The sequence below is a fragment of the Streptomyces sp. NPDC048659 genome (genome assembly GCF_040650575.1).
GTDB lineage: Bacteria > Actinomycetota > Actinomycetes > Streptomycetales > Streptomycetaceae > Streptomyces.
The window spans coordinates 1-14,126 of sequence record NZ_JBEZHM010000106.1; the positions used below are offsets into that span (position 1 = coordinate 1).

General features: G+C 69.9%; 10 protein-coding genes and 1 tRNA gene. 5 read left to right on the forward strand and 6 right to left on the reverse strand.

Annotated features, from left to right (window positions below):
• On the reverse strand, positions 1 to 232 hold a 232-nt coding region (locus AB0C99_RS38485), incomplete at its 3' end, for a helix-turn-helix domain-containing protein (RefSeq protein ID WP_362484993.1).
• A gap of 264 nt (positions 233 to 496) precedes the next feature.
• Between AB0C99_RS38485 and AB0C99_RS38490 the strand changes: the two genes are divergently transcribed.
• Positions 497 to 1,771: a M6 family metalloprotease domain-containing protein gene (locus AB0C99_RS38490; protein ID WP_362484995.1), complete on the forward strand. Its 1,275-nt coding sequence runs from the start codon at positions 497 to 499 to the stop codon at positions 1,769 to 1,771.
• A 59-nt stretch (positions 1,772 to 1,830) separates the two neighbouring features.
• Here AB0C99_RS38490 and AB0C99_RS38495 read toward each other — a convergent pair whose 3' ends face one another.
• The 4 genes from AB0C99_RS38495 to AB0C99_RS38510 all read right to left on the reverse strand — a co-directional run bounded on the left by AB0C99_RS38495 (position 1,831) and on the right by AB0C99_RS38510 (position 6,827).
• Complete coding sequence (locus tag AB0C99_RS38495) at positions 1,831 to 3,483, reverse strand: class I adenylate-forming enzyme family protein (RefSeq protein ID WP_362485005.1); 1,653 nt, start codon at positions 3,481 to 3,483, stop codon at positions 1,831 to 1,833.
• Positions 3,484 to 3,736: 253 nt separating this feature from the next.
• Positions 3,737 to 4,414: a ScbR family autoregulator-binding transcription factor gene (locus AB0C99_RS38500; protein ID WP_362484997.1), complete on the reverse strand. Its 678-nt coding sequence runs from the start codon at positions 4,412 to 4,414 to the stop codon at positions 3,737 to 3,739.
• A gap of 130 nt (positions 4,415 to 4,544) precedes the next feature.
• Positions 4,545 to 5,870: a cytochrome P450 gene (locus AB0C99_RS38505; protein ID WP_362484998.1), complete on the reverse strand. Its 1,326-nt coding sequence runs from the start codon at positions 5,868 to 5,870 to the stop codon at positions 4,545 to 4,547.
• 279 nt (positions 5,871 to 6,149) lie between these two features.
• Positions 6,150 to 6,827 carry a ScbR family autoregulator-binding transcription factor gene (locus AB0C99_RS38510; protein WP_362485000.1) on the reverse strand — a complete coding sequence of 226 codons (678 nt, stop codon included), beginning with the start codon at positions 6,825 to 6,827 and terminating at the stop codon, positions 6,150 to 6,152.
• 272 nt (positions 6,828 to 7,099) lie between these two features.
• On the opposite strand from AB0C99_RS38510, the gene AB0C99_RS38515 reads away from it, so the two are divergent.
• The 3 genes from AB0C99_RS38515 (at position 7,100) to AB0C99_RS38525 (ending at position 11,864) form a co-directional block, all read left to right on the forward strand.
• Positions 7,100 to 8,938: an acyl-CoA dehydrogenase gene (locus tag AB0C99_RS38515; protein ID WP_362485002.1), complete on the forward strand. Its 1,839-nt coding sequence runs from the start codon at positions 7,100 to 7,102 to the stop codon at positions 8,936 to 8,938.
• A gap of 50 nt (positions 8,939 to 8,988) precedes the next feature.
• A tRNA-Arg gene (locus tag AB0C99_RS38520) sits at positions 8,989 to 9,061 on the forward strand.
• A gap of 520 nt (positions 9,062 to 9,581) precedes the next feature.
• Positions 9,582 to 11,864 carry an NACHT domain-containing protein gene (locus AB0C99_RS38525; protein WP_362485004.1) on the forward strand — a complete coding sequence of 761 codons (2,283 nt, stop codon included), beginning with the start codon at positions 9,582 to 9,584 and terminating at the stop codon, positions 11,862 to 11,864.
• A 219-nt stretch (positions 11,865 to 12,083) separates the two neighbouring features.
• On the opposite strand, the gene AB0C99_RS38530 is transcribed toward AB0C99_RS38525, so the two are convergent.
• Positions 12,084 to 13,736: an MFS transporter gene (locus AB0C99_RS38530; RefSeq protein ID WP_362485007.1), complete on the reverse strand. Its 1,653-nt coding sequence runs from the start codon at positions 13,734 to 13,736 to the stop codon at positions 12,084 to 12,086.
• A gap of 228 nt (positions 13,737 to 13,964) precedes the next feature.
• Between AB0C99_RS38530 and AB0C99_RS38535 the strand changes: the two genes are divergently transcribed.
• A partial coding sequence (locus AB0C99_RS38535; protein WP_362485008.1) for a hypothetical protein occupies positions 13,965 to 14,126 on the forward strand: 162 nt, incomplete at its 3' end.

Sequence of the window (14,126 nt, forward strand, 5' to 3'; positions counted from 1 at the left end):
ATTTGACGACCTCGCGGACGAGGTCGGCGCGCTCGGGGAAGTTGCGGTAGAGCGTGGCGTTTCCGACACCAGCGCGGCGCGCGACCTCGTCGAGCGGGACCTGGGCGCCGAACTCGACGAACATCTCCCGCGCCGCCGTCACGATCCGCTCCCGGTTGCGCAGCGCGTCCGCGCGGGGGCGGGGCACGCGACGGACCGGTGCGGCGTCGGCGGTGCTGCTGCTCGTGCTCACTGCGCTGCCTCCAGGGCCTGCTGATCGGGGCTCGTGATCGGGTCTCGTCATCGAGTCTCGCGATCCGGGGACAGAGTCCCCACTTCCTTGAACACAGGCTTAAACGGGGACTTGGTCCCCGGATATTTCCCGGCCTGACTGTGACCTGAGTCACACCCGGGACGAGGTACCCCGGTCGGGCCACCCGCCGCGCGCGCCCCCCGCCCCCGCCACAGGCTGATCCCACGGTGCCGACCCATCGGCGCAGATCAGAGAGGCGACCGCATGCAGGAGTCCCGCCGGCTGATACGCAGACCCGTCGCCCTGGCCTCGGCCGGCGCGCTCGCGCTCGCCGCCCTGGCATCGGCCAGCACGACCCTCCCCGGCCCGGCCCCCGCCTCCGCGGGACCGGTCGCCGCGGGCCCCGGGGAAGCGCCGCTCGGCCCGTGCCGGATCGCCACGACGATGGGTGTGCAGATGTCGGAGGGCCTGCCCACCTCCCCCGGGTACGCACGCTCCACGGGCCGGATCAGGGCCCTCAACCTGATGATCGACTTCCCGGACGCCCCCGGCGAGGGCACCGCGATGAGCCGCTACCGCGAGTTCTTCCCACAGACCGCCGACTGGTTCCGCACCAGCTCCTACGGGCGGCTCGTCTACCAGCCCGAGACCCCGATACCCGACTGGCTGCGGATGCCCCGGCCCTTCGCCTCGTACGGTGTGGAGCGCGGCTCCCCGTACGAACCGGGCTACCGCGGACTGGTCGAGGACATCGTCAAGGCCGCCGACCCGAAGGTGGACTTCAGCGCGTACGACCTGGTCAACGTGCTGGTGACGCCGAACGCCGGGCCCTCCGCGCTCGACACCGTCCTGTCCGTCACCTTCTCCGGCAACGACGACGCGCCCTACGCGGACGGGGTGCCGCTCTCCAACACGTCGTTCGTCTACAGCCGCCAGGACGACGGCTCGGGCAGCTACGCCGAGACCGGCTACCGGGTGCTGCCGCACGAGAACGGGCACGTCTTCGGCCTGCCGGACCTGTACACCGTCGACGGCGGCGGGACCGTCGGGCACTGGGACATCATGTCCGAGGACTGGGGGGCCAACAACGACCTGCTCGGCTGGCACAAGTGGAAGCTGGGCTGGCTCGACAACGACCAGGTCGGCTGCGCCTCGCGGACGGGCGACGTCGAGTACACCCTGACCCCGCTGGCCACCTCCGGCGGCCGCAAGATGGTCTTCGTGCCGCTCTCCGACAAGGCCGGGTACGCCGCCGAGGTCCGCACCCACGGGGGCAACGACGAGGCGGTCTGCCGCCCCGGGGTGCTGATCTACCGGGTGGACACCGACGTGGACACCGGGCGCGGGCCCGTCACCGTGACCGACAGCGAGCACAGCAGCGGCGGCTGCACCCGCCGCCCCAACGTCCACGCGGAGCTGTCGGACGCCCCGTACCGCCCCGGCGAGAGCTTCACCGACCGCGTCAACGGCATCCGGATCAGCGTGGTCTCGGAGGACACGGAGAAGGAGACGTTCCGGGTACGGGTGACCCGGGGCTGACGGGGCCGGGCGGACGGACCGGGGCCGGGGCCGGCCGGGGGCCGGCGGGGCCGGGCGGGCTACCGGGCCGGTGCCCCAAGTGCCCCCGACGTCCCAGGCGCCCCCGGCACCCCAGGTTCCCCCGGCACCCCAGGCGCCCCCGCTCCCCCCAGCTCCTCCCGGATCCGCCGCTTCAGCACCTTCCCCGTCTCGTTGCGCGGCAGCTCCGCGTCCCGCAGGTGGACGTGGGCGGGGACCTTGAACGCCGCCAGGCGGGCCCCGACGTGGGCCCGCAGCCCCTCGGGGTCCGGCGCCGCGCCGGGCCGGAGCCGGACCACGGCTGCGACCTCCTCGCCCAGGACCGGGTGCGGGACGCCGACGACGGCCGCCTCGGCCACGTCCGGGTGCGCGTGGAGCACGCCCTCGACCTCGGCGCAGTAGACGTTCTCGCCGCCCCGGATCACCACGTCCTTGATCCGGTCGACGACCGTGACCCGCCCGTCCCGCACGTGCGCCAGGTCCCCGGTGCGGAACCAGCCGTCGGGGGTGAACGCCTCCCGGGTGGCCTCCTCGTCGCCCCAGTAGCCCCGGACCAGCGCCTGGCCGCGCAGCCACAGCTCGCCGACGCCCTCGGCGTCCGGGCGGTCCACCCGCACCTCGGTGGTGGGCGTGGGCCGCCCGACGCTCCCGGGGTGCGCCCGGTACTCGGCGCCGAAGTTGGCGAGCACCCCGCCGCAGGTCTCGGTGAGGCCGTAGCCGTTGCGGGGCTCGACCCGCTCCCCGTACCGGGCCGCGAGCCGCCCGGCCAGACCGGGCGGGGCCGCCGCTCCCCCGGTGCTGAACAGGGTGACCGTCTCCAGCGGGTCGCCCGCCCGCTCGGCGGCGTCCAGGAGCTGGAGGGCGGTGGCCGGGACGCCCGCGTAGTGCGTGACGCGGTGGGCGCGGATCAGCTCCAGGGCCCGCTCGGCGTCCCATTTGCGCATCAGGACGAGGGTGCCGCCGGCCGCCATCACCGAGTAGAAGGAGGTGAACGCGGCGACGTGGAAGAAGGGGTACGTGGTGAGCGAGACCGGCGCCGGACCGGCCCCGGGCACCGCGCCGCGCCCGAGCGCGGAGGCGGCGGCGTGGTAGCGCGGGTTCATCGCCGCGCCCGCCTGCGCGAGGTGGGTGGCGACGGCGCCCTTGGGGCGGCCGGTGGTGCCGGAGGTGTAGACGATGGTGGCGTCCTGCCCGGGCGCCGCCTCGAACCCGGGCCCCTGCGGCGGCCCGAGGAACGGGTCGAGATCGGGGACGTACGCCTCGAAGCCCTCGGGCGGCACGGTGTCCGGCTCGCCGTGGAAGACGATCCCGGGTACGGAGCGGACGGCGGCCCAGGCGGCCACGCGCGGGACCCGCTCGCCGTCCACGAGCAGCACGCGGGGCGCGCAGTCGTCGAGGGCGTACGCGAACTCCGCCTCCGTCCACCAGGCGTTGAGCGGCACGGCGACGAGCCCGGCGAGCTGGGCGGCCCAGAAGGCGACCTGCCACTCGGGGTGGTTGCGCATGGCGACGACGGCGCGGTCGCCGGGGCGCAGCCCGTGGACGTCCACGAGGCGGCGGGCCAGCCCGCAGGCCGCGTCGAAGAACTCCCGGTAGCTCACAGTCCGGTCGTCGGCGACGAGGAAGGGCCGGTCGCCGTAGCCCCAGGTCGCCTCGACGAACTCGCGCAGGGTGCGGGGCCCGCCGGCGTACACCCCGTCCTCGTCGACGGCGAAGGGCGCACCGGGCCCGACGAGCCGGGCGGCGTGGGGATCGGCGTGGGGGGCGGCAGGGGGATGGGTGTCGGGGGCGGCGTGCGGCCCGGTGTGCTGCTCGGCCACGTCTCGTCCTCCAACTCCAGGCACTCGCCCCGGCGGTCCGGCCGCCGACGCTATGCGGGGGCCCCGACAGCGTCAAGCCGGGCCCCCGGGACCCGTCCGGGAGGCCCCGCCCCGGCCGGACGGGCCCTCAGCACACCTTGCTCGGCACCCCGGCCGGCACCCCGACCGGCACCCCGACCGGCTCCGCGGTCGGGTCGCCCGAGGGGACGAACAGGCCCACGCGGGCGTCGCCGACGACCCGGGGCAGCAGGAAGGACCAGAAGCGGGTGAGCGGCGCGCGCTCCAGCCAGCAGGGGTCCTGGTGGCCGAGCACCTCGTGCCCCGCGGCCACCGCGACCACCGCCGCGGCGACGTCCCGGGCCGCCACGTCCGGGGCGAGCAGCCCCTCCCGCTCGGCCCGCGCGACGGTCGCCTCGACCCAGTCGCGCCAGAGCCGCCGCAGGTCCTGGGCGGACCCGGCGCGGGGGCGGCGCTCGGAGCCGGCGCTCAGGTCGAAGCCCGCGCGCAGCACGGGGTCGGCGCGCAGCCCCTGGACCAGTTCGTGGCTGGCGTCGATGAGGATCTGCAGCGGCAGCGCCTCGCGGTCGCGGGTTATCCGCACGAGCCGCTCCCCCGCCGCGCCGACGACGGCGTCGGCGAGGGCCGCCTTGCTCTGGAAGTGGAAGTGCAGCGCCCCGCTGCTGACCCCGGCGCGGGCGCTGATGGTCGCGAGCGAGGCGACCTCGAAGCCGTCCCGGTCGAAGAGCACGGCGGCCGACTCGATGAGCGCGTTGCGGGTTCGAATCGCCCGCTCCTGCTTGGCCAAGGGGGTCTCCGTCGATACCGCCGCTCCGTCGCGGGCGCCCAACACATGTCACTCTTCCGGAGACTTTAACAAACCGGCCCTGCGGTTTGCGATGGTCCGGAAGGACCGGATGGGCGCCCGGCCGGAAGGACTAGAAGCGGAGGCGTACGGGCAGGGCCCCGTATCCGTTCAGGAGGAAGGTCGGCATGGGGGTCAGCTCCTCTTCCTTGCCCTCCAGTTCGAGTTCGGGAAAACGTTCGAAGAGTGCCGAGAGGGCGACGGACGCCTCCAGGACCGCCAGCGGGGAGCCGAGGCAGCGGTGCACGCCGTGGCCGAAACCGAGCGTGTCCCGGTCGGTGCGCAGCAGATCGAAACGGTCCGCTTCGTCCCCGTACCGCGCCGGGTCGAGGCCGCTCGCCGAGAAGGTGACGAGGATCGGGTCGCCCCGGGCGATCAGGACGCCGTCCAGGTCGATGTCCTCGACGGCGAAGCGCATCGGGGAGTACGCGGCGGGGCCGTGGCAGCGGAGGGTCTCGGCGACCACGTCCTCCCAGGAGGCGCGGCCGGCCCGGACGTGGGCGAGCTGCTCGGGGTGGGAGAGCAGGGCGGCGGTGGCGTTGACGATGAGCGTGGCGGTGGTGTCCTGGCCCGCGGCGATCAACAGGAAGAGCGAGCCGAGGAGTTCGTTCTCGCTGAGGGCGTCGGCGCCGTCCCGGGCGGCGATCAGCGAGGAGGTGAGGTCGTCGCCGGGGGCCGCGCGGCGCTCGGCGACGAGGGCGGCGAGCCGCCGGAAGGCGGTGGCGCGGGCGGCCTCCATGGTGGCGGCGGAGACTCTGGAGCTGAACACCGTGCGCAGGGCGGCGCAGAGCTCGTCGCGGGCGGGCCCCTCGGCGACGCCGAAGAGCTCGCAGATCACCTGGAGAGGAAGCGATTCTGCGTAGGAGCCGCGGAGTTCGGCCGTACCCCCGTCGGCGAGCCGGGCGGCGAGCGGGTCGAGCAGCGAAGCCGCTATCTCCTCGATGCGGGGCTTGAGGGCGGCGGTCCTGCGCGCGGTGAACGCGGCGGCGACCAGGCGGCGCAGCCGGGCGTGCTCGGCCCCGTACGAGAAGAGCATGTTCTCGTTGGCGACCCAGGGGTAGAGCGGCCACTCCGGGGTGATCAGGCCCTCGGCGAAGGCGGGCCAGTGGCGGCGGGCGTCCTTGGAGACGCGGGGGTCGAGCAGCAGCCGCTCGACGTACTCCTGGCCGACGACGGCCCAGGCTCTGACGCCGCCGGGGAGCTCGACCGGGGCGGCCGGCCCCCGGGCGCGGAGCGCGGCCGCCTCGCCGTCGAGGTCGGCGCCGGTGACGTCGAGGACGTACGGGGCGGGGGCGGTGTGGAGGGCCGAGGGGGCCTGGCGCGGCCGGGGGGCCCGCGGGGCGGCGGGGATCTCGGGGGCTACGGGGGCCTCGGGGGCCTCGAAGGGGCAGGTGTCCATGGGGGCGGGGGCTCCATTCGGTTCGTTCGGGACCGGTCGACTCCGGTTCGCTCGGGTCCGCGTCGGTGCTCGTCGGTGCTGGTCGACGCTTGTCGATGCGCCTCGGGCTCGTCGGCGCTCTTCGGCGTGCTTCGCGTGGTTCACGTGGCTCGCGCGCTTCGGTTCCTCGTGCCTGTTCCGCCCCCACCGCGCACGTGAAGGAGGGGAACGCCAGGTTCCCCTCCCCGTATCCCGAAGGCCGTCTCGCCGTCTCCCGGCGCCGGGCGCCGGGTCCGCGCGTCAGCCGCCGTCGATCGCGAGGGAGTCCCGCAGCCGGACCGCCTCCTCGTACGCGAGCGCGGCGCGCGAGGGGGAGAAGTCGAGCCGGACCAGCACGCCGGGCACGGCGATGGCGCTCAGCAGCGTGCGCATGAGGTCCGCCTCCCGCTCGACGATGTCCTCGTGCTTGGTCATGATCTTGGAGAGCACCTGCACCCCGGTGAAACTGCCGGTGAACAGGCTGGCCGCGGGGACGATCTCCACGTGCGGCAGCACCTCGCCGGCCTCCTTGGCGCGGCCGAGCAGATCGATGTTGTGGTCGATCCAGCCCTGCATGGGGACCTGGCGGTCGAGCCCGTCGTGGGGCGAGCCCTGGTCCACGGTGAGGCGCACGCTGCCGCGCACCATGGGGTCGCCGATGTGCAGCAGATGGGCCAGGACCAGCGCCTCGTCCGTGATCTGCTGGAGCAGCAGCTCACGCTCGGGCACCGGCGGGAGCGCGCCGACCTGCCCGGCGAGCACCTCCTGGGCCAGCTCCTCCTTGGAGGAGAAGTGGAAGTACAGCGCGCCCTTGGTCACTCCGCACTTCTTGAGGACCTCGGAGATCGTCGCCGCCTCGTAGCCGACCTCGTCGAACAGCTCGGCCGCCGCGAGCACGATCTTCTGGCGCGTGCGGATGGCCCGTTCTTGTTGTGCCACTACATCCTCCGTACCTCGCGGCCGGGGAGGCCGAGAGGCTGGTATTCCAACGGCTCACATGGAGTGATGAGTCGGCGACCAGTCCGCACGATACTCCAGCCGGCAGTAGGGTGAGGCCGGGCACAACCGGATTCTTCACACGTCCACATTTCGAGAATAAAACCATCCAACCGGTTTGACAAGGATATTGAAACAAAACCGGTGGATCCGTATCTTTATGGGACAGGCCACCACCATCCCTACCGGGTCCACTCTCTTCGGGGGACGAGTCGATGCTCCAGCACGCGGAGACAGCGCTCAGAGAAAGTGTCGAGACCCCGGAGAGCGCCGCGGCTGCCGGGGCGGCGCGAGAGCTGACCCGACTCCTCTTCGACGCGGACGACCGCGACCGCATCCACGCCGACTGGCGCCGGCTCGTCGCCGGCGAGGCGTTCGCCCACCGCCCCGGGCTCACCCCGGCCGAGCGCACGGCGCTCTCCTACGAGCGGCTGAGGCTGGTCAACGACACCGTGGCCGGCACCGCCGCCGAGGTGCTCAGCTACGACGCCCACCGGCTCGCCGCCCTCCACGAGTGGACCGGCTTCGTCGACGGCGGCCTGTGCACGCTCGCCAGCATCCACTACAACCTCTTCCTCGGCAGCCTCCTCGACCACGACGGCTACCGGCGCGACCTCACCCCGTACACGGCGATGGAGCGGACCGGGACGTTCCTGTGCACCGAGCTCGCCCACGGCAACGACGTCGCCGCCCTGGAGACCGTCGCCGTCCTGGACCGCGAGACCGGCGGCTTCGAGCTGCACACCCCGAACCCGGGCGCGCAGAAGTTCATGCCCAACACCAGCCTGACCGGCGGCCCCAAGGCGGCGCTGGTCGCCGCGCGGCTGCTGGTGGACGGCGCCGACCAGGGCGTCTTCCTCTTCCTGACCCCGCTCAGCGACGAGCGCGGCCACCTCCCCGGCATACAGGTGCGCCGGCTGCCCGACCGGACCGGCACCCCCGTCGACCACTGCCTCACCTCCTTCGACCGGGTCCGGCTGCCGCGCGAGGCGATGCTGGAGGCGGCGCACGGGCGCTTCGACAAGGAGGGCCGCTTCGGCAGCAGCCTCGGCAACCGGCGCAAGCGGTTCCTGCGCTCGGTCGGCCGGGTCACCGTGGGCAAGCTCTGCATGAGCGCCGGCACCCTGGGCATGGCCCGGGCCGCGCTCGCCATCGCCGTCCGCTACGCCGAGCACCGCCAGGTGGCCGCCCCCCGCGCCGGTGAACGGCTGCCGCTCACCGCGCACCGCAGCCACCACGGGCGGCTGCTGCGGTCGGTGGCCACCGCGTACGCCATGACCTTCCTGCACCGGGAGGTCCTCGACCGCTGGGCCGCCCACGACCCCTCCGACACCGAGGACCGCGAGGCGGCGGAGCGGATCGTGGCCGTGGCCAAGGGCTGGATCACCTGGCAGGCGCGGGACATCACCGTCGAGAGCCGGGAGCGCTGCGGCGCGCAGGGCCTCTTCCCGGAGAACGGCCTGGCGGACCTGCCGCTGAACGTCGAGGGCGGCATCACCGCCGAGGGCGACAACCTGGTCATCTGGCAGAAGGCCGCCTCCGAGCTGGTCTTCGCCCACGAGGCGGGCCCGGCCCGCGCCCCGCAGGGCGAGCTCACCGACCTCCCCTTCCTGCGCGACCTGCACGCCTGCGTCGAGCGCATCTGGCAGACCCGCGCCCGCACCGCCCTGCGCGACGGCCCCTCCGGCGACCCGGTCGGGCGCTGGAACGAGACCTCGGGCGCCGCCCTGGAGATGGTCGCCGCCCACGCGCGCCTGGCCGCCGCCGACGCCTTCCTCGCCGCCGCGGGCCGCGCGACGACCACCCGCCCGCTCCTGGAGTCGCTGGCCCGCCTCTTCCTCCTGCACGAGCTGCGCCCCCACACCGGCGACCTGCTGGCCGCGGGCCACCTGACCCCCACCCAGGTCAACGCCCTGCACACCACGACGAACCACACCCTGGCGGCCCTGGCCCCCCACCTCACCCCCCTGGCCGCCGCCTTCGACCTCCCCGCCGAATACCTGACGGCCACCCCCATCGCGAACCCGGACTACCTGAACCGCTTCACCTACTGACCCGGGGCCCGCCCGCCCCCACCCGCTACACTGTCGAGCGTCACAACCCCGCCTTCGTAGCTCAGGGGATAGAGCACCGCTCTCCTAAAGCGGGTGTCGCAGGTTCGAATCCTGCCGGGGGCACGCAGTTGGAGCCCTTGGGCCCAGGTCAGAGGCCGTTTCGGTCGACCTGGGCCCAAGGCGTTCGCGGGGGTTCGCGAGCGTTCACGAGGCGAGCCGCCTCCTAAACTTCCCCCAGATGATCATGCCGTTCGCCCAGGTTACGGGGTACAAACCTGCGGGCCCCCGACCGCTCGATGGTCGGGGGCCGCTTTCGTGCCGGACCCGTCCAGGGGGTCACCAGGTGCAGAGGCCAGCACCGTCTTAAGGGGTGCCGTAAAGGCCCACCCTTGGCCCTAGCCGGGACCCTCAGCCTGAGCAGCCGCTCAGCACCGACGACGCCAGCCGTAGCGGAGCAACCGCAGACCCACACCGTTGAGCTCCTGAAGGAGCAGGAACGGGCCAAACACGCCTGCAACTTGACGTCGCGCTCGCCACTAGTCTTGACCCACGCGAACGCAGTACTCTCCTATAGCCGAGAAAATCGAGCCATAATCACTGAGCTCACCCAGTCGCGACTGTCCACAAACCCAGAGGGACAATTATGTACGACGACGAAACTGGACCCCAGTTCGAAAAGAGAGCGCTCGCGGCCGCCAAGGCGATTCATGACCCCATGGGGATCCAGGGGCCCGTAATGCATCGCGGTCGAGAAATCGATGCAGCGTTCGAACTGGACGACGCAATCCACGTCTACGAATTCACGACAAGACGCGATAAAGCCAAAGCCACTCAAGACGCATCAAAAGTTAGGGAACTCCTCGTCGCACTTCACGGGAAGCCCGAGAATGCCTACAAGAGCGTCACCGGATGGGTGGTGACACGGGACGAGCCGACAGCCGAACAAAAGGGAGCAGTCAAGAAAGAATCAGATCAGGCGAAATTCCCGATCCACTCCATCAGCATGGCGACGCTTTCTCGTCGACTTTGCGATTCAGAAAGCTACATCCAATGCAGAGACAAGGCTCCATTCGGAAGCACCTCCTACATCACAAAAACAACCTCGCCGACAATTAACGTTGAGACGATTTTCTCCGACCCAACAGGAGAAGGGAGGGGAACCAAAGATCTCGCAAAAAGCCTTTCCAGCGGAGGTCGCCACCTGATTGTTGGAGATTTCGGAGTCGGAAAGAGTCACGCACTGCGGCACCTCTACATGGAGATGCGAAAAACGCATTTCAAAGGCAATAAACTCGCCCCCTTCCCAGTCCACATCAATTTGCGCGACTGCGCCGGCCTCAAGACTCCTGCCGAAATACTTCGCAGACATTCTGAGGAAGTGGGATTCAGCAGCGATCGGGCCCTGACATCTGCTTGGCGGGCAGGCGCGTGCGTGCTCCTTCTCGATGGATTTGATGAAATCGTTCCTACCAGATGGATGGGAAGTGCGGCAGATGTAAGGCAAGTTCGATACCAAGCGCTCTCTGGAGTTCGAAGGTTGATCGAGGAAGCTCCAGAAGAAGCCGGGATCGCCGTCTGTGGACGAGCACACTTCTTCTCGTCTACGAAAGAAATGATCGACGTCCTTGGATTGACAGAGGATTGCTCGGTACAAACGATTCACGATTTCACAACAGACCAAATTCGAAGCTACTTGACTAAGGCCGGAATCACATGGAGCGTTCCGGAGTGGCTACCGACACGGCCACTACTGATCGGCTACCTGCTAACCGATGACGCAATGTATGACGTCGCGTCCGACTCGCTTGTGGATCAAGCTAGCGCCTGGCGTGACCTGTTTGAACTAATCTGTAAGCGGGAAGCAAAGATGTTTACCGCAGTCCGGCCAGAGAAGATCAAGAATCTCGTCTCCAGAGTTGCAACACTTGCACGATCCACTGGAGACGAAACCGGCCCCGTAGATATGAAGATCCTCAGTCAGGCGTTCCGAGAAGTAAACGGCTTGGAGCCTGACGAAGAAGGCATCCAGCTACTCCTTCGACTGCCCGGATTGGCCAACCCCGCAAGCGTCACCATGGACCCGGAAAAAGAGCAGCGAGTATTCGTAGACCGGGATCTCGCAGACACCGCTTACGGAGAAGATCTTGCGTCTTACCTGGAACAGCCGCATGAAGGACACACTCTTGCCCAGAACTCTTCGTGGGTCGTATCTTCCACCGACTTGGGAATCGGAGTTGCCGCTCAATCTCTCGATTCGCGCGGAGTTTCAGTAGGAGCTGTAATCGGGGCTGCCAAGCGACGTCAGGATAAACACCAATACGACGCAGTGCTGGCGGACTCTCTACGAGTAGCCGACTACCTGGCACCAGATACCGTTCATCAGAGTTTCATCATCGAAGGCGTGATGATTGAATCTCTCACCCTTTCCCACAACAGCACTGTCCTGTCGAAGGTCAGCTTTCACGATTCGGTAATTCATCGCCTCGACATCTCCTCGCTTGAAAACGATCATGGATGTCCGGTATTCAGGTCATGCCTGATCGGATTCCTCGATGGAGCAGAGAGTATCCCTCCAGGACTCGCAGCAAAGTTCATCGACTGCGAGATCGAGGGATTCGCTGCACTCTCCCAAACAACAGCTGGCATCATGCAGCTAAAGCAATCGGTCGACGCCAAGATCGCTTTGACAATCCTGAAGAAGATATATTCTCAGCGAGGATCCGGACGCAAGGAGAGCGGGCTTTCACGGGGCTTGGACCCAGCCATCAGAGGGCGCGTCCCCTCCGTGCTGAGTGCGCTGCAATCCCAGGGGTGGATTCATCGCATCGTCGCTGGCCGTGAACCTGTCTACGTGGGGCTGAAAGAGCGACGAGCCCAGGCGCTGAAGGTTCTTGAAGACCCAAACCGCTTCGCTTTTGAAATCTAGGCGAATCCAAAAAATTTAAGCACCCTAGATTTTACGAACTGCGCCGTGATGCGAAGTGGAAAGGCACAACGGGTCAGATGCCTCGCGATTTCAGCTGATCTCCTATAGTCGGGCGCGGCGAACGCAGGATACGTCTTCGAATCCTGCCGGGGGCACAGAAACGGGAAGGCCCCCCTGCCGTGTGCGGCAGGGGGGCCTTCCCGTGTCCGGGGCCGGATGTCAGCGGAGTTCCTCCGGGCAGGTGGTGCCTCGGGGGAAGAGTTTGTACGGGGCGCCCAGGCGGTACGTGCCGGGTTTGGGGGCCAGGAGTTCGGTCCACTCGTCGCCCTCCTGGTCCGGTTCCGCCTTCAGGAGGCAGCCCTCCTTGTTGGCGAAGACCTTCGGGAGTTCCGTTTCCGAGGACTCGCGGGCTCGCTTGGACGCCTCCGTCTCCTGCGGGGGCTCGATCTTGGCGCCGTCCGGGCCGATCAGGGCCAGCCACGGGGAGTAGGGGACCCGGATCATGACCCGGCCGGGGGTGTCGAGGGTGATGACGACCTCGTTGGCCTCGGCGCGCTCGACCCGGGCCGGCGGGTCCGCCAGCGGGGTCGGGTCCGTGACCTCGTACAGGCGCCAGTTCGCGTCCGACCAGACCTGGCGGAGGTACGGCAGGCCCTCGTCGACCAGCTCCGCCTCCCGCTCGGCGCCCGAGTCCGGGGCGCCCGTCGGCAGCACCACGTAGTGGACCGCCCAGCGGCCGAGCCAGTCCTGGTAGTTCGCCGCGTTCAGGGTGTCGTCGTAGAAGAGGGGGTTGCGCTCCATGTCGGCCTGGCGGTTCCAGCCGCGGGCCAGGTTGATGTACGGGGCCAGCGCCGAGGACTCCCGGTGGCTGGAGGCGGGGACCACCTCCACCCGGGCCTTCTCCGCGCCCCGCACCTGGAGCTGGTTGATCAGCGGCGCCACCTCGCGCGCCCAGGACGCGTCCGGGGCGGTGCGGATCACGTCGTCCACGCCCTTGAAGCCGATCCACGCGTTCAGGCCCACGAAGGCCAGCACGATCGCGTACCAGCGGCGGGAGCGCGGCCGCGCGTACGGGAGCGCCGCCAGCAGGACCACACCGGCGAAGAGCATCACCAGGCGCGAGACGTTCGAGCCGATCTGCGAGTCGATCAGCCAGGTCAGCAGGGTGCCGGCCGAGTAGACCGCCGCGCCCGTGCGGACCGTCCGCCACTCCCGGGGCACCAGGACGAAGCACAGCACGCCGAAGAGGAACGGCAGCGACGTCGACATCAGCGACATCGGCTGCGTGCCCGAGAAGGGGAACAGCCAGGCCGACAGGGCCACCACCACGACCGGGGCCAGGCCCAGCGCGTACGCGCCCGGACGCCGCTTGTTCAGGAACAGCGCCGCCGCCGCCACACCGAGGAACAGCCCCGCCACCGGGCTGCACGCCGTCGCCAGGCCCGCCAGCGGGGCCGCCACCGCCGCCTTCGCCCAGCGGCGGTAGCGCCAGCGGTGCGGCCAGCAGAACACCGCCGCGACCGCGCCCAGCGCGAACATCATGCCGAGGCCGAAGGTCACCCGCCCCGACAGCGCGTTGCACAGGAAGGCGAAGACCCCGGCCAGCGCGCACGCCATCGGATTGCGGACCGCCCGCACCCGCACCAGGATCAGCGCCGTCAGCGCCGCCGACAGCGTCCCCGCGATCATCATCGTGGTCCGGACGCCCAGCACCGACATCACGTACGGCGAGATCACGCTGTACGAGACCGGGTGCATCCCCCCGTACCAGGCGAGGTTGTACGCCGAGTCCGGGTGCCGTCCGACGAACTCCGCCCACGCGTCCTGCGCGGCCAGGTCGCCGCCGCTGTTGGCGAAGAAGAAGAACCACAGGACGTGGGTGACGGCCGCCGCCGCGGTCGCGGCGAGGACCGTGTAGCGGCGCTTGCGGCGCGGGGCGGCCGGGGCCGCGGCGGCCTGTTCCGGCGGCTCCGGGGCCGGTCGCTGGCCTGGAAGCTCTATTCGCGAAGGCGAAGACACGTGGGTTTGGCCTCCGGTTTCCCGGGTCCCCTCTGCGGTGGTCAACTGCGGCCCTCTCCCCTGCCCTGCCCGGCTCTGCTGGTGCCGTTCCGTACCGGTGTTCCGCTTCCCGTCCCCGGCACGACGCTAACAGGCGGGTGCCCGGGGACGTTCGAGCCGCAGCTCGTCGAGGGCAAGGCCATCCAGATCCACCCGCTCGTCTGCACCGCGTTCAACGCGGACTTCGACGGTGACCAGATGGCC

What these genes read in the sequence shown, in the direction of transcription:
- AB0C99_RS38490 (WP_362484995.1), top strand. Translation starts at nt 497, where the DNA reads ATGCAGGAGTCCCGCCGGCTGATACGCAGACCCGTCGCCCTGGCCTCG.
- AB0C99_RS38505 (WP_362484998.1), bottom strand. Translation starts at nt 5,870, where the DNA reads ATGGACACCTGCCCCTTCGAGGCCCCCGAGGCCCCCGTAGCCCCCGAG.
- AB0C99_RS38515 (WP_362485002.1), top strand. Translation starts at nt 7,100, where the DNA reads ATGCTCCAGCACGCGGAGACAGCGCTCAGAGAAAGTGTCGAGACCCCG.
- AB0C99_RS38525 (WP_362485004.1), top strand. Translation starts at nt 9,582, where the DNA reads ATGTACGACGACGAAACTGGACCCCAGTTCGAAAAGAGAGCGCTCGCG.